At 64.4% G+C, this 24,987-nt stretch carries 20 protein-coding genes; 12 read left to right on the plus strand and 8 right to left on the minus strand.

Annotated features, from left to right (window positions below; all coding sequences use genetic code 11):
- The 3 genes from K940_RS28375 to K940_RS0114600 all read left to right on the plus strand — a co-directional run.
- Nucleotides 1-837, plus strand: an 837-nt coding sequence (locus tag K940_RS28375; RefSeq protein ID WP_036528680.1) for an alpha/beta fold hydrolase, incomplete at its 5' end; no start/stop codon positions are given.
- A gap of 47 nt (nt 838-884) precedes the next feature.
- The gene (locus K940_RS28380) at nt 885-7,364 is read left to right on the plus strand and encodes a type I polyketide synthase (protein WP_081706370.1); all 6,480 of its coding nucleotides are present in this window, start codon (nt 885-887) and stop codon (nt 7,362-7,364) included.
- A 301-nt stretch (nt 7,365-7,665) separates the two neighbouring features.
- Nucleotides 7,666-8,448 carry a TetR/AcrR family transcriptional regulator gene (locus K940_RS0114600; RefSeq protein WP_028478156.1) on the plus strand — a complete coding sequence of 261 codons (783 nt, stop codon included), beginning with the start codon at nt 7,666-7,668 and terminating at the stop codon, nt 8,446-8,448.
- A gap of 31 nt (nt 8,449-8,479) precedes the next feature.
- Here the strand turns inward: K940_RS0114600 and K940_RS0114605 are convergent, their stop codons facing one another.
- Both K940_RS0114605 and K940_RS0114610 read right to left on the minus strand, forming a co-directional pair.
- Nucleotides 8,480-9,313 (minus strand): ABC transporter permease, encoded by an 834-nt coding sequence (locus tag K940_RS0114605; protein WP_051407205.1) that lies wholly within the window; start codon nt 9,311-9,313, stop codon nt 8,480-8,482.
- Nucleotides 9,310-10,275 carry a daunorubicin resistance protein DrrA family ABC transporter ATP-binding protein gene (locus K940_RS0114610; protein ID WP_028478158.1) on the minus strand — a complete coding sequence of 322 codons (966 nt, stop codon included), beginning with the start codon at nt 10,273-10,275 and terminating at the stop codon, nt 9,310-9,312. Before K940_RS0114610 ends, K940_RS0114605 begins: the two co-directional genes overlap by 4 nt.
- Before the next feature lie 304 nt (nt 10,276-10,579).
- Here K940_RS0114610 and K940_RS0114615 point away from each other — a divergent pair, with 304 nt between their 5' ends.
- The 4 genes from K940_RS0114615 (at nt 10,580) to K940_RS0114630 (ending at nt 12,803) form a co-directional block, all read left to right on the plus strand.
- Entirely contained in the window at nt 10,580-10,957 is a 378-nt protein-coding gene (locus K940_RS0114615; RefSeq protein WP_028478159.1) for a nuclear transport factor 2 family protein, read from the plus strand.
- A 135-nt stretch (nt 10,958-11,092) separates the two neighbouring features.
- The gene (locus K940_RS33015) at nt 11,093-11,317 is read left to right on the plus strand and encodes a hypothetical protein (protein ID WP_196812205.1); all 225 of its coding nucleotides are present in this window, start codon (nt 11,093-11,095) and stop codon (nt 11,315-11,317) included.
- Nucleotides 11,318-11,574: 257 nt separating this feature from the next.
- Entirely contained in the window at nt 11,575-11,718 is a 144-nt protein-coding gene (locus K940_RS32325) for a hypothetical protein (RefSeq protein ID WP_155980875.1), read from the plus strand.
- On the plus strand, nt 11,715-12,803 hold the full coding sequence (locus K940_RS0114630) for a branched-chain amino acid aminotransferase (RefSeq protein ID WP_028478161.1): 1,089 nt from the start codon (nt 11,715-11,717) through the stop codon (nt 12,801-12,803). Before K940_RS32325 ends, K940_RS0114630 begins: the two co-directional genes overlap by 4 nt.
- Before the next feature lie 60 nt (nt 12,804-12,863).
- On the opposite strand, the gene K940_RS33610 is transcribed toward K940_RS0114630, so the two are convergent.
- From K940_RS33610 to K940_RS0114665, 6 genes are all read right to left on the minus strand, one after another.
- Nucleotides 12,864-13,013, minus strand: coding sequence for a hypothetical protein (locus tag K940_RS33610; protein ID WP_231390379.1), 150 nt, complete (start codon nt 13,011-13,013; stop codon nt 12,864-12,866).
- A gap of 729 nt (nt 13,014-13,742) precedes the next feature.
- On the minus strand, nt 13,743-14,624 hold the full coding sequence (locus tag K940_RS0114645; protein WP_028478162.1) for a hypothetical protein: 882 nt from the start codon (nt 14,622-14,624) through the stop codon (nt 13,743-13,745).
- 10 nt (nt 14,625-14,634) lie between these two features.
- A complete protein-coding gene (locus tag K940_RS0114650) occupies nt 14,635-14,949 on the minus strand; it encodes a hypothetical protein (RefSeq protein WP_028478163.1) in 315 nt (104 codons plus the stop codon).
- A gap of 2 nt (nt 14,950-14,951) precedes the next feature.
- The gene (locus K940_RS0114655) at nt 14,952-15,629 is read right to left on the minus strand and encodes a hypothetical protein (RefSeq protein ID WP_028478164.1); all 678 of its coding nucleotides are present in this window, start codon (nt 15,627-15,629) and stop codon (nt 14,952-14,954) included.
- Nucleotides 15,630-15,918: 289 nt separating this feature from the next.
- Nucleotides 15,919-17,400 (minus strand): MFS transporter, encoded by a 1,482-nt coding sequence (locus K940_RS0114660; RefSeq protein WP_028478165.1) that lies wholly within the window; start codon nt 17,398-17,400, stop codon nt 15,919-15,921.
- Between the two features lie 225 nt (nt 17,401-17,625).
- Entirely contained in the window at nt 17,626-18,297 is a 672-nt protein-coding gene (locus K940_RS0114665; protein ID WP_028478166.1) for a FadR/GntR family transcriptional regulator, read from the minus strand.
- A gap of 173 nt (nt 18,298-18,470) precedes the next feature.
- On the opposite strand from K940_RS0114665, the gene K940_RS0114670 reads away from it, so the two are divergent.
- The 5 genes from K940_RS0114670 to K940_RS0114690 all read left to right on the plus strand — a co-directional run bounded on the left by K940_RS0114670 (nt 18,471) and on the right by K940_RS0114690 (nt 24,986).
- Nucleotides 18,471-19,616, plus strand: a complete 1,146-nt coding sequence (locus tag K940_RS0114670; protein WP_051407211.1) for an MFS transporter — start codon at nt 18,471-18,473, stop codon at nt 19,614-19,616.
- A 376-nt stretch (nt 19,617-19,992) separates the two neighbouring features.
- Entirely contained in the window at nt 19,993-22,518 is a 2,526-nt protein-coding gene (gene nirB / locus K940_RS0114675) for a nitrite reductase large subunit NirB (protein WP_028478168.1), read from the plus strand.
- Nucleotides 22,519-22,582: 64 nt separating this feature from the next.
- On the plus strand, nt 22,583-22,984 hold the full coding sequence (gene nirD, locus K940_RS0114680) for a nitrite reductase small subunit NirD (RefSeq protein ID WP_028478169.1): 402 nt from the start codon (nt 22,583-22,585) through the stop codon (nt 22,982-22,984).
- A 5-nt stretch (nt 22,985-22,989) separates the two neighbouring features.
- Entirely contained in the window at nt 22,990-24,231 is a 1,242-nt protein-coding gene (locus tag K940_RS28385) for a uroporphyrinogen-III synthase (RefSeq protein WP_036528697.1), read from the plus strand.
- A complete protein-coding gene (locus tag K940_RS0114690) occupies nt 24,228-24,986 on the plus strand; it encodes a sirohydrochlorin chelatase (protein WP_028478170.1) in 759 nt (252 codons plus the stop codon). Before K940_RS28385 ends, K940_RS0114690 begins: the two co-directional genes overlap by 4 nt.
- The last annotated feature ends 1 nt before the right edge of the window (nt 24,987 follow it).

Here is a 24,987-nt window from a genome sequence, read left to right on the forward strand (position 1 = left end):
AGCCGCATTCGCACGCTGCTGGGGGTCGAGGTCCCCATCCGAACCGTGTTCGAGGCGCCCACACCAGCACGGCTCGCACCAACACTCGACCGGGCCGACCTGACCCTCCATGGAATCGATGTCCTGCTCCCGCTTCGCGCGACAGGCAGCGCTACACCGTTGTTCTGCATTCATCCCGGAGGGGGACTGAGTTGGCCGTACGCCCGATTGCTCAGCTATCTCGACCCGATCCATCCGGTTTACGGCCTCCAACAGCGAGCAGTCAGTGGCACTCTGCCCGTGCCGTCGACATTGCAGGAAATGGCCGAGGATTACATCGATCAGATTCGCCGTGTACAACCCTCGGGACCGTACAGGCTGCTGGGCTGGTCGCTCGGGGGCGTGGTGGCCCACGCCATGGCAACCGGACTTCAGGCGCGTGGCGAGAGCACTGAGTTACTGGTTATTTTGGATTCGCGTCCGATTGCGGACACCGAGAATTTCAAACCAACGGAACATGGTGACCATCCGTTCGATGTGGCGGTGGAGGAGATATTAGAAATCCTCGATATAGCGCTCGATGAATCGATCCTCGACGGGATACAAAATTGTCTGTGGCAGGCAATCGAGTTGATCAAGGATCATATCCCTCAAGTTTTCCGTGGCGACGCCGTACTATTTCTGGCAAATCACGATAATGACCGCGGAAAGCGGGATCTATACAAGGAATGGCAGTCCTATATTACGGGTACTTTAGTAGCTCATCAGGTGCCCTTCGGGCACAACGAGATGATGGACCCGCACTCTCTGGAGCGCATCGGGCCTGAGCTGGCTTCGCTTCTCGAGCGGCTCGGTTGACACCGGCCGACCGTTGTGTACGCATAAGAACTTCGGAGGAAATTGAAATGTCAGATTCTCGGGAAAGGCTCATCGAGGCCCTCCGTACTTCACTTACAGAGACCGAACGCTTGCGTGCCGAGAATCATAGGATCTCGAGGGCGATGTCGGAGCCCATCGCGATTGTGGGCATGGGCTGCCGTTTCCCCGGTGGGATCGGCTCTCCTGAGGATCTGTGGCAGGTCGTGGCCGAGGGCCATGACGTGGTGTCGGGATTCCCGACCGATCGAGGCTGGGACCTGGCGGGACTATTCGATGCGAACCCGGACGCTATCGGAAAGTCCTATGCGCGAGAGGGCGGATTCCTCGATGCGGTCACCGGTTTCGACGCCGCGTTCTTCGGAATCAGCCCACGCGAGGCGATTGCGATGGACCCTCAACAACGCCTGGTGCTGGAAACGGTATGGGAGGCACTGGAACGGGCGGGGATCGACCCGAGATCCCTATCCGGTTCGGCGACCGGTGTCTTCATGGGAGTGACGGGGCAGTCCTATTCGGAGGGCCGCAAGATCGGGGACGGGGGCGGAGAGGGCTACGCGCTTACAGGGTTGGCCTCGAGTGTGGTGTCGGGGCGGGTGTCGTATCTGCTGGGTTTGGAGGGCCCGGCGGTTTCCGTGGACACGGCGTGTTCGTCGTCGTTGGTCGCGCTGCACCAGGCGGCGCAGTCTCTGCGCGCGGGGGAGTGCGGGCTCGCATTGGTGGGCGGGGTGACGGTGATGGCGTCGCCAGGAATTTTCGTGGAGTTTTCGCGACAGCGGGGTTTGGCGGCCGATGGGCGGTGCAAGCCGTTCTCAGAGACCGCGGATGGGGTGGGGTGGTCCGAGGGCGCGGGGGTGCTGGTGATGGAGCGATTGTCGCAGGCACAGCGGCTCGGGCATGAGGTATTGGCGGTGGTGCGGGGTTCAGCTGTGAACCAAGACGGTGCCTCCAACGGGTTGACGGCGCCGAACGGTCCGTCCCAGCAGCGCGTGATCCGGCAGTCGTTGCATAGCGCGGGACTGGCTGCGAGCGAGGTCGATGTGGTGGAGGCACACGGCACGGGAACCGCATTGGGCGACCCGATCGAGGCTCAGGCGTTGCTGGCGACCTATGGGCAAGACCGTCCGGCGGATCGCCCGTTGTGGCTGGGGTCGGTCAAGTCCAACATCGGGCACACCCAGGCCGCAGCGGGGGTCGCCGGGGTCATCAAGATGATCGAGGCGATCCGCCGCGGGATCATGCCCGCGACACTTCATGTGGACACCCCCACAACGCACGTGGACTGGTCAGCCGGGCGCGTGGAGCTTCTGGTCGCCAAACGGAAATGGAACACTGACGACCACCCGCGCCGCGCAGGTGTGTCTTCTTTCGGGGTCAGCGGCACCAATGCCCACGTCATCCTCCAGCAAGCGCCCGAGACCACCACTAGCGCGGCAGACGCCACCCACGTCGCCGACGCACCCCAGACCACCATTGCCACTGGTGGTGGCCTGGGTCGGCCAGTGGTGCCGTGGGTGGTGTCCGGGCGGTCCCGGGCGGCACTGGCCGGCCAAGCATGTCAGCTGTCGGCCTTCTTGGAGCGGCATCCGGGATGGGATCCGACCGACGTGGGATGGTCGCTGGTGTCCGGCCGCTCACGATTCGAGCACCGGGCCGTGGTTGTGGGAGCCGACCGGTCCGAACTATTGGCGGGACTAACTGCACTAGCCGAAGCGAAGCCCGCGGACCGCCTGGTACAAGGAGTCACCGGGGCACCGGGAACCGCGGGACGGACCGTATTCGTTTTCCCCGGTCAAGGTGCCCAGTGGGTGGGAATGGGCCGAGATTTGCTGGATACCGCGCCAGTATTCGCCAGCAAGATGGCCGACTGCGCCGAAGCGTTCGCGCCCTTGGTGGATTGGTCGTTGATCGACGTGGTCCGAGGCACAGCGGGAGCGCCGTCGCTGGATCGGGTCGACGTGGTGCAGCCAGTGCTGTTCGCGGTGATGGTGTCGTTGGCTGAGCTGTGGGCCTCGGTCGGGGTGGTGCCCGATGCGGTTGTAGGCCATTCCCAAGGTGAGATAGCCGCGGCCCATGTCGCGGGCGCGGTCTCGCTCGACGACGCCGCGCGGATCGTAATCCTGCGTTCACGGGCACTGACCGACCTGGCCGGGCACGGCGCGATGCTCTCGATCGTCGACACGCTCGAACATGTAAACGCCCTGATCGAGCCATACTCCGACAAAGTCTCCGTCGCGTCGGTCAACGGCCCCAAAGCAGTCGTCATTGCCGGACCCCCCTCTGTTCTCGCAGAGATCGAACGGCTCTTGTCCGCGCACGGAGTGATGCGACGGCCTGTGCCTGTCAACTATGCGGCCCATTCCGCGCAGGTCGGGCCGTTGCGTACGGAAATGCTGGCCGTACTCGGGGGGGTGACGCTGCGACCTTCGCGAATACCGTTCTATTCCACTGTGACCGGTGCAGTGCTGGACACCACTGGGCTGGATGCCCGGTACTGGTACCGCAATCTGCGGGAGACCGTTCGTTTCGACAAGGCCACCGCGGCGCTGCTCGGCGATGGGCACAACATCTTCATCGAGGTGAGCCCCCACCCGTTGATGACGTTGGGGATCGAAGAATCCGCCGAGGCGTCGGTCGCACAGCAACGAAAAACACTCGTTGTGGGGTCGTTGCGACGCGACGATGGGGGCTTGGACCGATTCCTGCGTTCGCTTGCCCAGCTGCATGTGGCGGGTGCAGCAGTTGTCGACTGGGAGGCGGTGTTCCGCGGGAGCGGCGCGCGGCGGGTGGAACTGCCGACTTATGCCTTCCAACGGAGCCGATACTGGGCGGACACCGCGTTGTCCACCGACGCGGCAGCGATGGGGCTGTCACCGGTGGACCATCCGATGGTGGGGGCGGTGGTGGCGTCCCCGGAGTCGGGCGGGGTCACCGTCACAGGCCGTTTGTCGTTGACCACTCACCCCTGGCTCGGCGATCACGCTGTGGCCGGGCGGATCTTGGTTCCTGGCACCGCGCTGGTGGAGTTGGTGGTCCGAGCCGGTGACGAGGTCGGCTGCACAGCGCTACAGGAATTGACGCTGCTGACCCCCCTGGTGCTACCCACCGACGCCGCAGTCCACATTCAGATCCACGTCGCCGCCATCGGCGAGAGCCCGGCGGCGGTCGGGTCGCGGGCGGTGTCGGTGTATTCCCGTGCCGAGTTCAGCGATCTCGACTGGACGTTGCACGCGCGTGGCCTGGTCAGCCCAGCCACCACCACAGCTGTGGCGGGTGATCCGATAGAGTTCATGACGTGGCCGCCGGTCGGCGCGACGGCGCTGGAGGTCGAAGGTTTCTACGATCGGATCGCCGAGACCGGATATGAGTACGGCCCGGCATTCCGGGCCCTGCAAGCGGTATGGCGCCGCGGCGAGGATTTGTTCGTCCAAGCGGTGTTGCCCGACTCGGTCACCGACGCACATCGCTATGGGTGCCACCCCGCGCTGCTCGACGCCGTCCTGCACGCGCTGCTTGTCAGCCGCGACGAGAACGCCGTCGTGACATTGCCTTTCACCTGGGAGCAGGTAAATCTGCACGCGACCGGGGCCTCTGCCGTCCGTGCTCGAATCACCCCGGACGGCAGTGGCGCGATATCTTTCGAGGTCGCCGATGAAACCGGCAGCTCGGTGTTGTCGGTCCGGTCGCTGACCTCACGACCGTTCACGGCCGAACCTGCCACGCCCCAGCGGCTCAATATCGTGCACTGGACCCCGCTACCGGCAGTTTTGGAAGCGGGGGCGCCGGTGTCGGTTGCCCCGGCAGCCATCGTCTACACCGATTGGGTCGATACCGGCGACCAGACACCACCCCCGGTGGTCGTACTCGACATGCGAACCGCCACTGGCCCCCTCGACACCACCGTGCTGACGCGTGTGCACAGCGCCACTCACACGGTGTTGGCGGTGGTGCAGGAGTGGTTGGGCGACGAACGGTTCGCGTCGAGCACACTGGTGGTTCTGACATGTGGTGCGGTATCTGTGGCCGGTGAGGATGTCATCGATCTGGCCGGATCAGCGCTGTGGGGGCTGGTTCGATCAGCGCAATCGGAGAACTCGGGCCGGATCGTACTCGCCGACACCGACCCTTCCGAGCCCCGCAACGCCATGGATCTCACAACACTGGCCGCGATGCTGATGACATCACGGGAACCGCAGGTCGCGATCCGCAAGGGTGTCCCGCATAGGGCACGGGCCATCAGGCTTCCCCATGCCACAGTGCTGACTGCGCCAGAGAATCAACCATGGCGGCTCGAGGTCGGCGACACGGGATCGTTCGACAACCTCGAGTTGGCCGCCTACCCGCTGGCGAGCGAGCCGCTCGGTTCAGGTCAGGTACGCATAGCAATGCGCGCTTCCGGGGTGAATTTCCGCGATATTCTGGTCGTACTCGGCATCGTAGAGCTGCCTTGGGAAACATTACCGAGCGAGGGGGCCGGCGTGGTCCTCGATGTTGGGCCGGGAGTGGTCGACCTCGCACCAGGTGACCGAGTGTACGGTTTCATAGCGAGCGGGATTTGCTCGGTCGGCATCACGGATCAGCGTCTGGTCACACGGATTCCCGCAAGCTGGTCGTTTGCCGAGGCGGCGGCGATCCCGGCGGTGTTCGTGACGGCGTATTACGGTTTGAGGAATCTAGGCGCGGTGCAGCCGGGAGAAACGTTGCTCGTGCACGCCGCGACAGGTGGGGTGGGGATGGCGGCCGTGCAGCTGGCCCGGCATTGGGGTATGGACGTCTTCGCTACCGCGAGCCCCGGCAAGTGGACCACTCTGCGGGCGATGGGTTTCGACGACCAACACATAGCGAATACCCGGACGACCGGGTTCGAGGCGCACTTCCTCGAGGCCACCGACGGCCGTGGAGTCGATGTCGTGTTGAACTGCCTGGCCGACGAGTTCGCCGACGCCTCGTTGCGGCTGCTGCCGCGGGGCGGACGCTTCCTGGAGATGGGCAAGACCGACATCCGTAAACCCCAAGACGTCGCTGCCCAGTACCCAGGGGTGGCCTATCGAGCATTCGATATGTTCGACGCCGGAATCGACGGGATTCAGCACATCCTCGCTGACCTGGCCGTCATGTTCGACAGTGGTGCGATCAATCGTCTGCCGGTGCGGGCATGGGGGATTCACCAAGCTCCCGATGCCCTCCGCTTCTTCAGCCAAGCACGCCATATCGGCAAGGTCGTCCTGACGATCCCCACCGGCCTCGACTCGATGCCGGATGGAACGGTGTTGATCACTGGTGGCACAGGTGGTTTGGGAGGTCTGGTAGCCCGGCACCTGGCGAAGGTACACGGCGTTAGGTCCTTCGTGCTGACCAGCCGTCAGGGGATGGCCGCCGGGAGCGCGGCCGCACTGGTGGCGGAGTTGACAGAATTGGGTGCCCAAGTGCGGGTCATGGCGTGTGACGTGTCGGATCGGGCGGCGCTCGCGCGACTGTTGACCACGGTTCCAGCCGAGCATCCCCTGACCGGTGTGGTGCACGCGGCCGGTGTGCTCGACGACGGCGTAATCGCCTCGTTGAACCCCGGCCGGATCGACAAAGTGCTGGCTCCCAAAGCTGACGCGGCGTGGCACCTGCACGAGCTGACCCGGCACATGGACCTGACGATGTTCGTGTTGTTCTCCTCTGCGGCTGGCGTCGTCGGATCCCCAGGGCAAGGTAACTACGCCGCCGCCAACACCTTCCTCGACGGGCTCGCACAGCACCGACATGCGCACGGCCTGCCCGCCACCTCTATCTCGTGGGGGCTGTGGGCGATGAACACCGCGATGACCAGCGCCCTCGGGGAATCCGACACGGTGCGTATCAGCCGCGGGTTCCTCGGCCTGTCCGACGAACAGGGTTTGGCGCTTTTCGACGCCGCCCTCGCACAAAACCATGCTACGGTCATGGCCGCTCGACTCGACCTACCCGCACTGACAGCACAGGCATATGTCGCCCCGCTACTACAGGAACTGGTGGTGCGGCCGAGGCGAAGTGCAGCCACGAGCGGCACGGTGTCGGACTCGGTACCCGAGCGGCTGATCGGCTTGGCCAGATCAGAACAGCACGAGGTTCTCCTCGAGATGGTGCGTGCCGAGGTCGCGCTGGTCCTCGGTCACGACGGGGCTGACGCGATCGACGCTCACCGCACCTTCAAGGACATGGGATTCGACTCATTGACCGCGGTCGAGGTTCGCAACCGACTCAATGCAACGACCGGACTAACCTTGCCTGCCACCCTCGTCTTCGAGTATCCCACTCCCGACGTTGTCACGACACACTTGCTCCAGCAACTCGGTGCCGGCTGCGCGTTCGCGCAGGACAGCGTGGACGATGAGCGAGACATCCGCCGTTTTTTGGCTTCCGTGCCCCTCGAGCGCCTTCGAGAGATGGGCGTCTTAGCGGCGTTGCTGAGTATGGCGCGCGATGGGAAGCAGACGAGTCTCTCCCGCGCTTCTTCGGATTCCGAATCCTTACTCTTGTAGTTTCCCGAAAGGCATCGAACTGCAAGACTATTCACAGCCCTACCTCGATGCCGTGGCTCGTGAACTCCACGCCAGGCCCCGGCCACGTGTTGGACTGGCTCAAACCCGCCGAGAAGCTCGATGCGATACTCGCCGAGGCAGGTAGCGCACCGACCCCCTGACGCCGCCCTGCCATACCACCGACACGGTGACCCCTTCGCTGAAGCGAGTTGATGCCGCTTCCGTATTCACCCCCACCCACGAGATCACTTGCAGCCCCAGCCCTGGTGAGGCGGTCACGGCGACGTAGACTGGGCGCACGATGAGCAGCGACTCCTCCAAGTACTTCAGCGGTAGTGGTGACCCGGTGCGGAGCTTGGCTTTGCTATGGCGCACCCCCCAGCAGCGCCAACCCGCCAACGGTAGGCAGAATCTCAGCGTCGACCGGATCGTCCGAGCTGCCGTCGAGGTCGCTGACCGTGATGGCATCGCCGTACTGTCGATGCGCCGGGTCGCCGAGCAGCTTGGTGTCGGGACCATGTCGCTCTACACCCACGTACCTGGTAAGGGGGAACTCATCGATTTGATGTTGGACCAAGTCTACGGTGAAATCGTGGAACCGACGGCGACGGCGGCCCCCACCGATTGGCGCGGTCGATTGTCGCAGATCGCCCAGGACAACTGGGAGCTGTTTCACAGGCATCCGTGGATACTGCAGATCGGTGCGAGCCGGCCGCCTCTTGGCCCGAATTCCATAGTCAAGTACGAGCGCGAACTGCGCGCCGTCGTCGATATCGGTCTCACCGCAGTTGAAATGGACACTGTTGTCAACCTGGTCATCGGACATGCCGAGAATACAGCGCGCCGTGACATCGACGCCTCGGTCACCGAACGAGACAGCGGCATGACCGATGAACAGTGGTGGCAGGCACGCGCGGCGGTGCTCACGACTCGTCTGGACCCGAAGAAGTACCCGTTGGCTACCGAGGTGGGAGAAGCAGTGGGTACCGCGCACGGGACCGCCTACGATCCCAGGCACAACTTCGAATTCGGATTGAACCGGATTCTGGACGGTATCGAAACGCTGGTGGCGTCGCGGCGCTGACGTACCGCGGCGCCACCGAGCCTGCTGGGATTCACCGGCTGAGGTTGCGGAATGCGTTGACCGACAAGCTGAAGAACACCACCAGTAGGACCAAAGGCCAGATCACCGCCATGAGTATTGCGTGGTCGGTGATCCACGATCCCGAGGCGATGCCCGGACTCCCGAAGAGCTCCCGGGCCGCATCGACTGTGGAGGACAGAGGATTCCAGTCCGCGATCGTGCCGAGCCAGCCCGGCATAGTGCTTGTGGCCACGAAGACGCCAGACAGAAAGCCGACCGGGAATTCTGCCGTCTGCACACCGGCGACGGCTTCACCGCCCTCGAGGGTGAGTCCCAGGTAGATGCCGACCCAGATCAGTGCGAACCGCAGCAGCAAGATCAACCCGATTGCTGAGAAGAAACCGCCCACCGAGCCGTGGCTGCGCCATCCGATCGCCAGGCCGGCTAGGAGCATGACTGCCAGCGTGGCTATAGACAACAGCATGTCCGCGGTCGCCCGGCCGATCAGCACCGCCGAGGCCGACGTCGGCATCGAGCGGAAGCGGTCGGTGACCCCGCGATCGACATCGGTCGTCACCGCCATCGTCGTCAACCCGATGCCGAAGAGCATGGTCATGGTGAACATGCCTGGCATCAAGAAGTCACGGTAGCTGCCGCCGCCCGGCACCTGCATCGATCCGCCGAGCAGGTAGACGAACATCAGTACGAGCAGGATGTTGAATGCCAGCGAGAAGATCACCGGTCCGGGGTTTCGCCGCCAGTGCGCGAAACTGCGCAGAGTCAGGGTCCAGCCGTCGAGCAATGCCCACCGGGCACTGCTGTTGGGTGGTACAGCCATGGCGGGCGCGGTGGCGGTCGTCGTCATGCGGTTGCCTCTTGTTCGGCTCGGCCGCCGGTGAGGTGCAGGAACACCTCGTCCAGCGTTGGGCGGCGCAGGGTGAGGTCATCGAAGGAAATCGCGGCCTCGTCCAGCGCGCGGACTGCCGCCGACAGTGCCGTGGCTTTGTCGGAGACTCGCAGGCTGACCTGCCGAGTGTCGAGGTCGACCGCTGGCTCGGCGACACCGAGCCGCGACACCGCCGCGGCGGCCCGACCCACCTGGAATCGATGGTGCACGATGAATTCGATTCGGTCGCCACCGAGTTGGGCTTTGAGCTGGCTCGGTGTGCCTCCTGCGACTACCTTCCCGGTGTCGATGATATCGATGTGGTTGGCCAACTGGTCTGCCTCGTCCAGGTACTGGGTAGTGAGCAACACGCTCGTACCGAACGTGACGAGATCCCGGATCGATTGCCATACCTCGGATCGACCGCGCGGGTCCAGACCGACCGTGGGCTCGTCCAGAAACAGCACTGTCGGCGCCAGAATCATGCTTGCCGCCAAGTCCAGACGCCGCCGCATCCCGCCGGAATACGTCGCGAGCGGCCGGTCGCCGGTATCGGCGAGATCGAACTGCTCGAGCAGGTCGGCTGCACGCCGGGCCGCTTGCCGCGCAGACAAGTGGAACAGCCTGCCGAACATGACCAGGTTTTGTTGGCCACTGAGGATCTCATCGACAGCGGCGTGCTGTCCGACGAGCCCGATACGGGCGCGCACCTGCGCGGGCTGGCGCGCGACATCGAACCCCGCCACCGTGGCCGTACCTGCATCGAAACGTAGCAATGTGGCCAGAATGCGCACTGCCGTCGTCTTGCCGGCTCCATTCGGCCCGAGCAAGGCGCTCACCGTTGCCTGCGGAACGGTGAGATCGAAACCGTCGAGGGCGTATCTGCCTTCGTAGCGCTTCCTGAGTCCCTTCACGACGACAGCCGATTTGTTCGAGCTCAATGCCACCCACCTTCGCTAGACGTTCCGTAACCTGTACCGTACATCATACGGTTCAACTGTATCACCGTGATCGCGTTCGAGGGTCACGGCGCGGCCGCTGTCCGCGCCGGTGGTGTACCAGCCGTGAATCACAAACTGGTCGACATTGGCCGGGGAAAGCCTTGCGCGGGCAAGGATCTCGGTGACCCGCGCCGAGTCGTCCAGCGAGCTATAACGGGCGCCGTAATCTACTTCTGCGTTTCGATGCTGAACCGTAGGCGACGATCTTCGATAGCCCTGACGACGAGACGGTAGTCTCGCGGACGTGACGCAGTCTGGGGCTCACCCGTGCGGGCCGCTAGCCACGGTCGTAACACGCTACTACCGGAATATCGACCGGCGGGACGTCGCCGCGGCCCTGGCCTGCTTCGCTGAGGACGCGATCTACCGCCGCCCCGGCTACGCAGCATTCGTCGGCCTGTCCGCGATTAGCGAGTTCTACAACGGCGGCCGGGTGATCTCCGTCGGCTCGCACGACCTCGAGTCGATCATCGAGGACACCGACACGGTCGCCGTCCGCGGGAATTTCCATGGGACCTCGCACGACGGGGGCCCACTCGCAGTGCGCTTCGCAGACTTCTGGCGTTTCTCGGGCCTTGTCGCGGTCGAACGCGACACCTATTTCGACGTCGCCGCAGTCTGACCGCCTTATCCAAATCCAAACTCGTTCGCGCCCGGCCGTGGCACTTCCCAGGGTCGCGCAAGGTCGGCGTGGCGATGGCCTGATCCCGCCGCGCCGCGCCGCTTTCCCTTTTCACCAGAAATTGGAGGCACTTTCGTGTCGAGCAAGACCCCCGTTGTCAACTCCTATAACGGCTGGGATGATCCCCTGGAAGAGGTCATCGTCGGCACCGTTGCCATGGGGGCACGTCCCGGATTCGCGCCTGCCCTGAGCCCACGCCCACCGCCAGGTGCGCAGCCAGAACTCGAGCACGCGCCCGCGGGACGTCCTGATCGGCGCGCGGGTGGCCGAGGCTCAGGAGCACTAAAAGCTGTCTTTTGAACGCCTCGTCTCGGAGCTTCGTCTTCCTGACACGAGCCGTTCCCTACCGCGCTCTTGCGAAGCTACACCCCTGAGGGAAACACCCCCGATGGCAAGTCGGCCATCAACGCAAACCTCGACTTCGGCCTGGTCTCGAACGATGCGGGCGAGTCACCGACCGGAGTCATCACCTACGCCACAGCCCTTTTTGACCATGGCACCGTGGAGCGTTTCACGACCACATACCAATCCACCCTGACACAGTTTGCGAGGGCGAAATGAAGCTGGCCGCTTTGAACCTGCTGTCGGAAGACGAGCAGCGACGACTTCTCGACGCAAATAAGGACCCAGAGCTGTCCTTCCCGGCGAATGCCACCATCGCCGAGCTGCAGAGCCCTGAGTTCGATGGGAGTCCGTCGTGAGCCCCAGCTACCCCCTGACCTCAACCATGACCTCGGTGTCGGATGCTCGGCGCTCGGAGATCCTCGCCTCGCCACAGTTCGGTCGGCACTTCACCGAGCACATGGTTACGGCAGTGTGGACAATCGAGGACGGCTGGCACGAGCGCGCGGTCGGCCCCCTCGAACCGTTCGCCCTACATCCAGGCACGGCTGCACTGCACTACGCGCAGGAGATCTTCGAGGGCCTCAAGGCCTATCGCCACGCCGACGGCGGCGTCTTTCTGTTCCGTCCGGAAGCCAACGCGCAGCGCTTCGCCCGCTCCGCCGAACGGTTGGCTCTACCGCAACTGACCGAGGAAGACTTCCTCGCCAGTGTGGAGGCGCTCATCCGGGTGGACCAGCGCTGGGTTCCGACTCCTACCAGTGAGGAGAGCCTATACCTGCGACCGTTCATGTTTGCCGCGGACGAATTCCTGGGCATCCGGCCGCCCGAACGCGTCATCTACTCCGTCATCGCCTGGCCGACCGGCCCACTGTTCGCCTCCGGCCACAACGGAGTAACGCTGTGGGTGAGCAGCCGCTATACCCGCTCGGCGCCGGGTGGCACCGGCGGCGCAAAGTGTGGTGGCAACTACGCCGCGAGTTTCGCCGCCCAGATCGAGGCCCAGCAGCACGGCTGCGATCAGGTCATGTACCTGGACCGGATAGGCGGCGAGGGAAACCTAGAGGAGTCGGGCACGATGAACCTCTGCCTTGTCACCGCGAGCGGACACCTGATCACTCCGGCGCTCGGCACCATCCTGGAGGGCGTCACCCGCGACGCAATCCTCACGCTTGCAGCGGATCACGCGCTGACTCCGATGGAACGGACGATCTCCCTCGACGAATTGCGCTCCGGTGTGGCTGACGGCGGTTTCACCGAGGCATTCGCCGCAGGCACTGCAGCTGTGATCACGCCGATCGTCGGGTTCAAGGGCGAAGGTTATGCGTTCACGGTGGGCGCAGGGACCCCTGGGAAGCGCACGATGGCGTTGCGCGACCAGCTCCTCGGTATCCAATACGGTCGTGTCGCGGATCATCACGGCTGGATGCGGCGCGTGCTGTGACCCAGCGGGGCATGGTGCCGGGTTGGTTCCTCGTCAGCACGTACGCCGAGGTGCGCGAGGCTATAGCGACGCCATGATGAGCGCGATGCCGGCCGCCATGCCGAAGAAGACGTACATGGTGATCTTCGCGCCGCCCACGCGGTCACCGAGCCAGCCGCCGAACGAGCCGACGAACGCGCAGAGGAAGGCCAGGTTGCCCAAGGTGCTCATCCACCCGATCTCCATCAAGTCGGGGTGGCCTTCAGCAGCGTCGGGAAGGCGAACGAGAAACCGATGAACGACCCGAAGGTGCCGATGTGCAAGAAGGCCATGATCCAGGTGTGCTGGTTGGTCAAGGCCAACTGGAAAGGCTTCTTCGGATTCCGAATCCTTACTCTTGTAGTTCCTGAGTAATGTCTACTATGAATTGAGCTGCCTTGGCGACCTGCTCTTCCGACATGCGCAGCGTACCATCTTGTGTGCGTATTCCCCGTTCGCGTATTAGAAATTGCCCGTTCCAGTCCCCAATTCTAGTGGCGAGTTCTATTCTTCTTCGAGGGGTGGAAAGCTCATTTCGCTCCCAGAGCTCTACCGTATAACCAGGGACGGCCGTGAATCCTTCTTCCCCATAGGTGGGATCCGGTTCACCTGGATCACGCCTCACGTACGCGAAGCCGCTACCTGGCCCTGGATCATCCGGCCCCGCTGTAGATTCGATAACACAGGCTCCGTTTTTATGGTGCGGAGAATCCAATTCTCGGGGAGAATCTATTCTGATCTGAATCGCGTGCAGTTCGTTCTCGAAGAAGTCGAACAGGGGCTCGCACAGATCACGCATCGTGTGTTGGGCTCGGGGTGTAGTCACAGTGGTGGAGATGAGGGGGCTGCCGGTTTGGGTACTCGAGCACGCTGTCAATGCCGATGCAGAAACCAGAGTGACCAAGATTGCCCTGAACGGTCTCATTGAATGATTCGATCACTCTTGACCGACCACTTATTGTTATCGTCGAGGACGCTTCCGTCGCTGTATTCCTCGCCGGGAAGCACGACAGTCCCATTCTCTTCCACCCGGCCGGTGACCGCAGAGGGCCACTTGTTGTCTGGGATTCCGTCTTGAACGGCAGTTTGTCTAGCGATGCGGTTCCCGTAGATGATAAGATTGTGTGCCATCTCAGCGAGATCGCCCAATGTGTCAGTGATGAATTTCGCCAATCCCATGGCCATCTCCATTATCTCTTTGGCCTCGAGTGCAGCAAACGGACCCTTCGTTGCTAGAACAGTTACCGACTCGGCCACATTCTCGGCGAATTTGGTACTATGTTCTGCAAGGTCCTTGTAGAATTCCAGGGCCTCCAATGCCACTGCTTCTAGATCTGGCGCCACCGCACCGGAAAGCTGACGCATTGCGTGAAATGCCCTACCCTGTAAGTCACGCATGTCTCTGTACCGATCAGCGGCGATGCCTTGCCAGTCCGACTTCAGATCTGTCGCGCCCCAGGCTGTGCGGGCCTGCATGAAAGTGCCTTCAATACTGCGCCATCGATCTGCGTAATAGATGAACGTTATCGGCACTAGTGCGCCTTTAAGAAATTCGGACAGCTTCGTTTTGACATCTTCCACCGCACTGATGATCTCATCACGGTTCTCACACAGATGCTCGACGATTTTCTCGACTGCGAAATGACCAAGCGGATTAAAGCCAGTCGCAGTATGTCCCATTATTCTGACAACTAAGACAAGGTCTTCGAAACCGCTCTGCACTTTGTCCGGAAGCTGGTCTATAGACTCCTTGTTTGTTTGTATCATGTCGATCTGTTCTTGAATATCTTGACGGGTATCCATATCTCACCTGTCAGTACAGTTGGCGGAATTCGTGTTCGCGGCGACGGTCTTCCTCTTCGTAGACATTCGCAACAATTCGCAAAGTATCGGCTATTTCTCGACATGCCTCGGCACCCTCCGTCGCTCGATCCCGGACATAACCAGGAGTGGGTGAGTACTTGTCGAATGCTATTGCGAATACGCCGGCCTCTATTCGGGTGAACTCGACATCGGCAGTTCTTCTGGCCGCTTCGTCCAAATGTTCCGCGGCCTTTTCCCATTCTGACGCAGTGGTGCGCATTTGCTCCAAGGCGGCGTAGATTTGCTCCTGGCTCGGTGCGGCCATCTCTAACGCTCCCTTTCTTCGAATAGCTTGCGCCGGTGACGGGTCAGCTGAAATTGGAGATCGTCGACGGAATATCGTGAATAGTCCCCTCGCACTTCGAACCTCGGGCGTAGGGCGCGCGTCTGGTCCGCGCAGTACAGGATTTCGTCGGCGATCTGCATCCGGTCGGCTTGCTGCGCCCAGTCCGACCACACTGTAATGGATTTCAACGCAGTTCGATCGGCGCGAACCAGAACGGCGGGCTCGTCGTAGACTTCCGCTCGGCCGTGAACCCGGTAGTCGCCGCGCCCCACCACTGCGCGGCATGTGTCCCGATACTGATCCCAGGTCTCTGTTTCGAGCAACAGCATCAGGATCGTGCGGTGGGAAGGCACTGCGGATTCGGATACGGATTCTGGTGATGGCCACTTCTCCGCGGAGAAGTGTTCTGCCATACGCTCGGCGACGGCGCCTCGATACGCGCGGAGAAGCTCTTCACCGACCTCGTGTGGCTCCACATAGCGGCTCCATTGCGCGCTCAACTCGACGCGAACCGGAAGTAGCCCGGCGTCGAGGTGCATGGTCGCGAACGACGAACCGGCTGTGTTCCAGGCCGGATCGGGCTCTGCGGCAGCGTCTTTGTCCGGTGGGTCCTCGTCCCAGTCATCGTCGTAGTCGTGAAAGTTGGATTGGATAACCATGAACGCACCTCACAACGGACGTGGGTGATCCGGCCGCGCAGCCTGGACGTCCAGAGATTGCCACCTAACCTCCCACTCGCACTTGGTCTTCCCGCGATCGATCGCGGTCAGTGGTGTAACAATGTCCGGCGCTCGATAGGTTGTCAAACCGGGGGCGGATCGTCTCGGCCGGTGGTCTGGATGGGGGTGTGAAGCTGGTGTCGCACCAGGGGCGCCTGCGTGGAAAGAGGGGTGTGGAAACGCCTGTGTCCCGCGGCCGTGAGACCGCGGGACACAGGCGATGTGGTGATCAGACGTTCGCGTACGCCAGCGAGGGGGCGCGCGCAACGGCGAACGAGGACCGGAGGTAGAACCACCAGGTGATGCCGCCCATCACCAGGAACGCCACCGCGTATCCCCAGAACGCGGGCGCCATACTCCCGAAGTTGATGTTGGACAGGCGTAGCGCCTGCTGCAGCAGCCAGCCGCCGCCCGCGCCCACCGCGCCGATGACGCCGATCGCGGCGCCGGCCTGCCGCTTGGCCGAGGCGGCTACTTCGGAGGGGTTCTTGCCCTGGGCCAGTGCGCGCCGCTTGGATTCCGCGCCGAAGATCATCGGGATCATCCGGTAGGCGGACCCGTTGCCTACGCCGGTCAAAATGAACAGCAGCAGGAAGGAGATGAGATACATCGGGAAGTTCTTCACCGACAGCGACGCCATGATGAGCGCGATGCCGGCCGCCATGCCGATGAAGACGTACATGGTGATCTTCGCGCCGCCCACGCGGTCACCGAGCCAGCCGCCGAACGGGCGGCTGAACGACCCGACGAACGCGCCGAGGAAGGCCAGGTTGCCCAGGGTGCTCATCCACCCGATCTCCACCAAGTCGGGGAAGTTGGCCTTCAGCAGCGTCGGGAAGGCGAACGAGAAGCCGATGAACGACCCGAAGGTGCCGATGTACAGGAAGGCCATGATCCAGGTGTGCTGGTTGGTCAAGGCCAACTTGTAGGACTGCCCGTCGGACTGGGCATGGCTGATGCTGTCCATGTACCGCAGAGCCGCGTACATCGCGGCCACGATGAACGGCACCCACACCAGCACCGCGAGCGTGATGCCGAAGCGGTAGCCGCCGGCGTCCTTGGCCATGAGGTGAGTGCCCAGCGTGATCACCAGCGGCAGCAGCAGCTGAGTCTGGGCGACGCCCATATTGCCGCCGGCGGCGTTGATTCCGAGCGCCGCGCCCTTCTTGCCTTCCGGGAAGAAGAAGTTGATGTTGGCCATCGACGAGGAGAAGTTGCCGCCGCCGACGCCGGCCAGCGCGGCCAGGATCATGAACACCCACATAGGCGTACCCGGCTGGTTGATGAAGAACGCCAGGCCCAGTGTGGGAAACAGCAGCATGCCCGCGCTGAACGCGGTGAACGCGCGCCCGCCGAATTTCGGGATGGCGAAGGTGTAGGGCACCCGGAGCATGGCCCCGACCAAGGTCGGTGTCGAGGTGAGCAGCAGGGCGTTGCTGACCGCGGTCGGGTTTCCTTGCCCCAGACCGGCGAGGAAGCTGAATCCGGCTGGTCCCATTGCGGTGACCACGCTGCCCCAGATCACCCAGATGCTGAAGCCGAGGTTCTCTGCGAAGACCGAGAGAATCAGGTTCTTGCGCGCGGTGAACTTGCCGCCCGATTCCCAGAACTGCTCGTTGTCGGGTTCCCAATGGTCCAGCCAGCGCCCACGCTTCTGATGGTGGAAGGTCGGCGGCTGCAACTCCTGGCCGGTGGCTGCCACAGCGGTCATCGGCACGTCCTCTCGATTTTTGCTCGACCGGTCCTCATCGCGGCATGGCTGCCAACGGCGGCTGTCGAGTTCGAATTGCGGTCGAGACAACCGTAGGAGTCGGTTATTTCGTTCCCGTGGCGTCCGATGACGTTTCCGGCAAATCCGGCTCACTGTGCGTGGAGCGCGGCGGTGACCACTTGGTTACACCCACGACGAGGTGATTTCCGGCACAGGAGTGCCGGGTCAGCGCGCGTCCGGGTACTCCGCGATCAGCGAATTGAGGAAGCATCGGGTCGCCGAGGCGGCGCGCTCGGAATCGCCGTCGATCACCGCGTGCACCAACGCGGCGTGTTCCTCGCCGTAGGAGTCCTCGGACTTCAACGCTTGAGCGCGGATGACTTCCTCGATGATCGGCAGCAGCGAATCGTAGACCTCGAGATACACGGCATTGTGGCTCGCGACGACGATCGCGCGATGCAGTTGGACATCGGCTTCGACGGACGCGGCCGGGTCCTCGTTCCAGCGCTTGTCCCGTTCGGCCAGCAGCCGCGACAGGTTCGCGATGTCGGAGTCGTCGCGTCGCCGGGCAGCCAACGCCGCGGCTGTGGTGTCCAGCGCGAGGCGCAACTCCAACACGTCGCGCTCCTGGGCATCGGCAAAGTATTTGCCCAGGGTTCCGCCGACGTCCGAGGTCGCGATCACATAGGTGCCCGAGCCCTGCCGGCGTTCCAGCATGCCCGTGTGCACCAAGGCCTGCACTGCCTCACGCACGGTGTTTCGGCCGGTGCCGGTGAGCTCGGTGAGCTCCGGCTCGGTCGGGATGCGTGCCCCGACCGGCCAACGGCCGGAACGTATTTCGGCACGGAGCTGCTCTGTGACCTGAGCGATGAGACTGGTGCGCCGGACAGTTTGCACGACGACAGCGTACCGCCCATCACAGGGGGTTGTCGCACAACATCCTGTCATCCTATGATTCTTCGGTGTCTGTGACCCTAACCGAGCCGGTGGCCGTGCAGAAAGCAGTGGTGGTCCCGGGCCACCGACGCACCCTGACCGAAGGGCGGCTACTGGTCCTCGCCGCAATCCTGATGTCGGCGCTCACCTTGCGGGTCGCGGTCACCGTGTTCAGCCCGCTGGCCGAACGGATCGGCGCCGACGTAGGCTTCGGGGTCGCCGTTGTCGGCGTATTCGGTATGCTCCCGGCCGCCGCATTCTCCCTGGCCGGACCACTCGCCTCGGCATCGATCCCACGCCTCGGTCTCGAACGCACCGCGCTGGTCGCCATGCTCATGGCGGGAGTGGGTATGGTGCTGCGTGCGCTGATGTCCGGTACCGCGGGACTCCTGAGCTTCTCCGTGGTCGCGCTGTTGGGCATGGGGATGGGCAACGTCGTGCTTCCGCCGCTGGTGAAGCGCTACTTTTCGGATCGGGTCGCGCTGACCAGTTCGTTCTACATCATGATGGTGCAACTCGGCACGGTCCTCCCGGCCTTCGTCGCGATACCCGTGGCCGAGGCGCACGGATGGCGCGCGTCACTGGGCGTCTGGGGGCTGCTGGGTTTCGCCGCCGCAGTGCCGTGGTTCCTGACGCTGCGCAACCGGCGCGATGGCGACCCGGCGGTGCGGGCGAGCGCACCGGGTCCGTCGGTTCGGACCGGACGGGCGTGGCGCTCGCCGGTCGCTTGGGGCCTGGCGGGCATGTTCGGCATGACCTCGCTGATCACCTACTCGATATTCACCTGGTTGCCGCAGATCATGCGGGACGCGGGCGCCAGTGCCGGGTTCGCCGGCGCCATGGTCGGATTGTTCGCCTCGGTCGGTCTGATCCCGGCACTCGCCGCGCCGACCGTGGTGGCTCGGTTGCGCAATCCGTTCACCGTGGTGGTGGCGTGCGCGGTCGTGTTCTGCGTCGCGTTCGCCGGATTGATCGCCGCGCCAATGGCCGCGCCGATCGTCTGGGTCGTGCTGCTCGGCATCGGCCCGAGCACCTTCCCCATGGTCCTGACGCTGATCAACCTGCGTACGCGGACACCGGACGGGTCGGCCGCCCTGTCCGGCTTCACCCAGGGCGTGGGCTATGCGGTGTCCTGTGCCGGACCGTTGCTGTTCGGCATATTGCGCACCCAGACCGGTGGCTGGCTCGTACCGTTCGCAGGCCTCGGAGTCGCGTTGGTGGTCCTGCTCGTCAGCGCCTGGCAGGCATGCAAGCCGCGCATGCTCGAAGACACCTGGTGATCCAGTCGGCAGGCGGGAGTGGCGTCGGATAGACCCCGACTTTCGGGTTGCGGGCGCACCCCCGCGAGCGCATGCTGGGCGCGCACCCAACCGCAGTGGGTGACGTTTCGGTAGCAGGTTTCCGGCGATGGACCGAAACCGTTGTGTCACAAGCCGGAAACATTCCTGGGGGCTCACGCCGGGTCGCCGGTGTTCGTGAGCAACCGTTGATTTGACGGTCATTTCGCGCAGCATTCCGGCAATACCCGTTTCCTACCGTGGGGTCAACCGACTTCGGGAGGTCGAAAACCAGTCCCTCGCGGCGGGGGCGTCCTGTCCCACCCGTCGGCTCGCCGGCCCGCGCCTGAACACCGATCCAGTCCAGGAGGACCACCAGATGAACCCCACAGTCGATCGCAACACCGCGGTGGTCGTCGGCCACGGCATGGTCGGGCATCGGTTCGTCGAGGCGTTGCGCTCACGCGATTCCGGAGACCGCTGGCAGGTGATCGTCCTCAGCAAGGAGCCGCGGCCCGCCTACGATCGGGTCGGCCTGTCCTCCTACGTCGGCAGATGGAACGCGGCCGATCTGGCCCTGCCCGGCAGCGACTATGCCGGTGACGACCGGGTCGAGTTGCGACTGGGCCAGGCCGCCGAGTCGATCGACCGCGTAGCGCATACCGTGACCACGTCCACCGGCGATGTCCTCGCCTACGACGCACTCGTGCTGGCCACCGGCTCCTATCCGTTCGTGCCGCCGGTTCCGGGCCACGACCAGCAGCAGTGCTTTGTCTACCGGACCATCGACGACCTGGACAGCATCCGCGCGGCCGCGGAAGCCGCCGGCCCCGGGGCGGCCGGCGTGGTGGTGGGTGGCGGACTGCTCGGCCTGGAAGCGGCGAACGCGCTGCGACAGCTCGGGCTCACTCCCCACGTGGTGGAATACAACCCCTGGCTGATGCCCGCCCAGGTCGATGAGGGGGGAGGCGCGATTCTGGAGGGTCTGGTCACCGCGCTCGGTCTGCACGTGCACACGGGGGTCGGCACCTCCGCGATCGAGAAGTCGGGCGAAGGACTGAAGGTCACGCTGTCCGATGGGCGGGTGATCGAGGCCGGGCTGGTGGTGTTCTCCGCCGGTGTCCGTCCCCGCGATCACATCGCCCGAGACGCGGGGCTGGAGATCGGGCCGCGCGGCGGGGTCGTCACCGACGCAGGCTTGCAGACCTCTGATCCGCATATCTGGGCCGTTGGTGAATGTGCCGCGATCGAGGGCGTGAGCTACGGCCTGGTTGCGCCGGGCTACAGCACCGCGGAGGTCGTGGCCGACCGGTTGTTGGGGGGAGCAGGCGAGTTCCTCGGCGCGGATACCTCGACCAAACTCAAACTGCTCGGTGTCGACGTGGCCAGCTTCGGTGACGCGCATGGCGTCACCGAAGGCGCATTGCCCGTGGTGCTCCACGACGCAGCCAAAGGCACCTACGCCAAACTCGTCGTGTCCGACGACGCACAAACCCTGCTGGGTGGTGTCCTGGTCGGCGATGCCAGCGCCTACGCGTCGTTGCGTCCCCTGGTCGGCCGCCCGTTGCCCGCCGAACCGGCCACGCTGATCTCGCCCGCGGGCGCGGAGCTCGGCGCCGACGCCCTCCCGGACGACGCGCAGATCTGCTCGTGCAACAACGTCACCAAAGGCGCCATCTGCGGCGCGATCTCCGAAGGCGCCTGCGACGTTCCGGCGATCAAGAATGCCACCGCGGCCGGAACGTCCTGCGGCGGTTGTGTTCCCATGCTCAAGAAGCTGCTCGCGCAGTCCGGCGTGGAAATGTCGAAGGCACTGTGCGAGCACTTCGAGCAGTCCCGCGCCGAGCTGTTCCAAATCGTGCAGGCAACCGAGATCCGCACGTTCTCCGGTCTGATCGCCAAGTACGGCAAGGGTTCCGGCTGCGATATCTGCAAGCCGACCGTCGCCTCCATCCTTGCCTCGACGTCGAGCGATCACATTCTCGACGGTGAGCAGGCCGCGCTGCAGGACACCAACGACCATTTTCTGGCCAATATGCAGAAGAACGGCACCTATTCGGTGGTGCCCAGGATGCCCGGGGGCGAGGTCACCGCCGAGCAGCTGATCACCATCGGTGAAGTGGCCAAGGAATTCGACCTGTACGTGAAGGTCACAGGTGGCCAGCGTATCGATCTGTTCGGCGCCCGCGTCGAACAGTTGCCGCTGATCTGGAAGCGATTGGTCGACGCGGGTATGGAATCCGGCCATGCCTACGGCAAGTCGCTGCGTACCGCGAAGAGTTGCGTCGGCTCCACCTGGTGCCGCTACGGCCAGCAGGACTCCGTTGGTATGGCCGTGCTGCTGGAGAAGCGTTACCGCGGCTTGCGCTCGCCCCACAAGCTGAAGCTGGCCGTGTCCGGGTGTGCCCGCGAATGCGCCGAGGCGCGGGGCAAAGACGTCGGCGTCATCGCCACCGAGCACGGATGGAACCTCTACGTCGGCGGTAACGGTGGGCTCACGCCCAAGCACGCCGTGCTGCTGGCCGGGGATCTCGACGACGAAACGTTGGTCAAATACATCGACCGCTACCTGATGTTCTACATCCGCACCGCGGATCGGCTGCAGCGCACCGCACCATGGCAGGAGGCGCTGGAAGGCGGTATCGACTACCTGCGGCAGGTGGTCTGCGACGACAGTCTGGGAATCGCGCAGGATTTGGAAGCGGCTATGGCCGAGCACGTCGCCGGCTATCGCGACGAGTGGGCCGCGGTCTTGGAGGACGAGCAGAAGCTGTCCCGATTCGTATCGTTCGTCAACGCTCCGCAAGAGGCCGACCCGACAATCGCGTTCGATGAATCCGGGGAACGCAAAGTACCCGTCCTGCTGGGGCTGCCCGCCGTTCCGGCCGCCACGCCTGGGAAATAACCGCTTAACCGCACGGAAATGAAACGTCGGTACCAATGGGTAACGCGTTTGGAGGATGATACCGATGACCGTGATCGATACGTCTGGCATTGCCGAGGCAACCACGACGGGGTGGACACAGGCCTGCCGCCTCGACTACCTGATTCCCGGCCGCGGAGCGGCGGTACTACTGAAGGGCGGACGGCAGGCTGCGCTGTTCCGCACGACGGAGGGCACCCTCTATGCCGTCGGCAATATCGATCCGATCGGCCAGGCGGCGGTCATGTCGCGCGGTATCGTCGGCGATCGCGCCGGCGTGCCCGTGGTCGCCTCACCCCTGCTCAAGCAAGCTTTCTCGCTGATCGACGGCAGCTGCCTGGACGACGAATCCGCCGCGCTGCCAGTATTTGCGATACGTGTGGCCGACGGCATCGTGTCGGTGTCCAATGAGCCGGTAGCGTCCGCGCTCGTGACCTCGGATGGGTGATCGGCATGACAACACCTGAGGCGGGCGCTCGCTTGGCCGGATTCACGGTCGGCATCACCGCAGCTCGGCGCGCCGAAGAATTCGCCACATTGCTGGAACGTCGGGGCGCGCACATCGTGTCGGCCCCGGCCATTCGGATCATCCCCCTCGCCGATGACACCCAGTTGGAACGGGTCACTCGGGAGCTGGTGGCCACCCCTCCGAAGATCGCCGTAGCCACTACCGGCATCGGCTTTCGTGGGTGGATGGAGGCGGCCGAAGGCTGGGGTCTGGCCGAAGATCTGCGCCGCACATTGGGCGCGACCCGTATGCTCGCGCGCGGCCCGAAAGCCAAGGGCGCCATCCGTGCCGCGGAACTGCGCGAGGAATGGTCACCGGCTTCCGAGTCGTCCGCCGAGGTCCTCGACCATCTGCTCGCCGAGGGCGTGGAAGGCGTGCGGATCGCGGTGCAGCTACACGGAGCCACCACCGAATGGGAACCGGTGCCCGACTTCTGTGAAGTCTTGCGGTGCGCGGGCGCGGATGTCGTGCCGGTTCCGGTGTATCGCTGGGTGCCACCGGAGGATCAGGGCCCGATGGACGACCTCATCGAGGCCATCGTCACCGCCAGCTTGGACTGCGTCACCTTCACCAGTGCCCCCGCCGTCGCCTCGATGTTGATGCGCGCCAAGGAAACCGGATTGTTGGAAGGGCTGTTGTACGCGTTGCGCGGGCGAGTGCTGCCCGCCTGCGTCGGGCCGATCACCGCGGTGCCGCTGGAGACGCTCGGTGTGCCGACGTCGATGCCGGGTCGGGCTCGGCTCGGCGCGTTGGCCCGCCATGTCGCCGAAGAATTGCCCCGGCGGGCCAACCGCATTCAGGCCGGGGGACATCACCTCAGCGTGCGCGGCGGCTGCGTCGTGGTGGACGGTCGGGTTCGCCAACTGGCGCCGGCGCCCATGGCCCTGATGCGCTCGCTGGCGCGGCAGCCTGGTCGGGTCGTGTCCCGGGAAGACCTGCTCGCGGCGTTGCCCGGTGGTGGCGGCGACACCCATGCGGTGGAAACTGCCATCGCTCGTCTTCGAGCCGGACTCGGCACGCCGAAGGCGATTCAGACCGTGGTCAAACGCGGATACCGGCTCGCCATGGACCCGGCCGAATGCATCGACAACAACCCGCGGGCCACCGGGGCGGACGGTTCGCAGCCGCCCCGTATGGGTATGCCGGCTCGGGTGCCGCGCCATGTCCGTCCGGCGGTGACCCGGTGACCGCGCCAGGCTTGGTGCTGGTGGCGCATGGAACCCGTAGCGCCAAAGGGGTGCAGACGATCGCGACGCTCGCCGAGGCCGTGACAACGGAACTCGACGCTGGCACTACACCGCTGGACGTCGCGGCCGGCGCAACGCCGTGGGTGCGTACTGCGTTCGTGGATGTGCTCGGCCCTTCGCCTGCCGAAGTGCTGCGGGATGTCGCATCCCCGGCCGGAGAATCGGCTGCGGCCGTCGTCGTTCCGGCATTCCTTGCCTCTGGCTACCACGTCTACCAGGATGTGCCGCGTGCGGTGGCCGACAGTGGCCACCCCGCGGTCGCGATCACGCCGGCCATGGGTCCTGATACCGCCTTGGCACGGATCATGGCCATGCGTCTGCGCGCCGCGGGCTGGAGCTACGGTGACGCCGTGGTTCTGGCCGCGGCGGGCTCGTCGGATGCCCGTGCACGCTCGGATGTGCGCCGCGCAGCCGCGCTGCTGGCCGAACGACTGGGCGCCGCAGTCCGGATCGGCTATATCGCGACCGGCGCTCCCAGGGTTCCGGACGTGGTCGCCGCATCGCGCGCCGCCGGGGCGTCACGGGTCTTCATCGCCTCGTACCTGCTGGCGCATGGCCTGTTCCAGCAGCGCTTGCACGAAGCGGGTGCCGACGGTGTCGCCGAGCCCATCGGCGTGCATCCGGCGGTGGTGCGGCTGATCGCCGAGCGCTACCAGTTCGCTGCCCGCGAGATGGCGTCGGCGCGAGCCCGCTGAG

It is taken from the genome of Nocardia sp. CNY236, from assembly GCF_000482385.1.
Lineage (GTDB): Bacteria > Actinomycetota > Actinomycetes > Mycobacteriales > Mycobacteriaceae > Nocardia.

What these genes read in the sequence shown, in the direction of transcription:
- K940_RS28380 (WP_081706370.1), top strand. Translation starts at nt 885, where the DNA reads ATGTCAGATTCTCGGGAAAGGCTCATCGAGGCCCTCCGTACTTCACTT.
- K940_RS0114600 (WP_028478156.1), top strand. Translation starts at nt 7,666, where the DNA reads ATGAGCAGCGACTCCTCCAAGTACTTCAGCGGTAGTGGTGACCCGGTG.
- K940_RS0114605 (WP_051407205.1), bottom strand. Translation starts at nt 9,313, where the DNA reads ATGACGACGACCGCCACCGCGCCCGCCATGGCTGTACCACCCAACAGC.
- K940_RS32325 (WP_155980875.1), top strand. Translation starts at nt 11,575, where the DNA reads ATGAAGCTGGCCGCTTTGAACCTGCTGTCGGAAGACGAGCAGCGACGA.
- K940_RS33610 (WP_231390379.1), bottom strand. Translation starts at nt 13,013, where the DNA reads ATGAGCACCTTGGGCAACCTGGCCTTCCTCTGCGCGTTCGTCGGCTCG.
- K940_RS0114645 (WP_028478162.1), bottom strand. Translation starts at nt 14,624, where the DNA reads ATGGATACCCGTCAAGATATTCAAGAACAGATCGACATGATACAAACA.
- K940_RS0114650 (WP_028478163.1), bottom strand. Translation starts at nt 14,949, where the DNA reads ATGGCCGCACCGAGCCAGGAGCAAATCTACGCCGCCTTGGAGCAAATG.
- K940_RS0114655 (WP_028478164.1), bottom strand. Translation starts at nt 15,629, where the DNA reads ATGGTTATCCAATCCAACTTTCACGACTACGACGATGACTGGGACGAG.
- K940_RS0114660 (WP_028478165.1), bottom strand. Translation starts at nt 17,400, where the DNA reads ATGACCGCTGTGGCAGCCACCGGCCAGGAGTTGCAGCCGCCGACCTTC.
- K940_RS0114670 (WP_051407211.1), top strand. Translation starts at nt 18,471, where the DNA reads ATGTCGGCGCTCACCTTGCGGGTCGCGGTCACCGTGTTCAGCCCGCTG.
- nirB (WP_028478168.1), top strand. Translation starts at nt 19,993, where the DNA reads ATGAACCCCACAGTCGATCGCAACACCGCGGTGGTCGTCGGCCACGGC.
- nirD (WP_028478169.1), top strand. Translation starts at nt 22,583, where the DNA reads ATGACCGTGATCGATACGTCTGGCATTGCCGAGGCAACCACGACGGGG.
- K940_RS28385 (WP_036528697.1), top strand. Translation starts at nt 22,990, where the DNA reads ATGACAACACCTGAGGCGGGCGCTCGCTTGGCCGGATTCACGGTCGGC.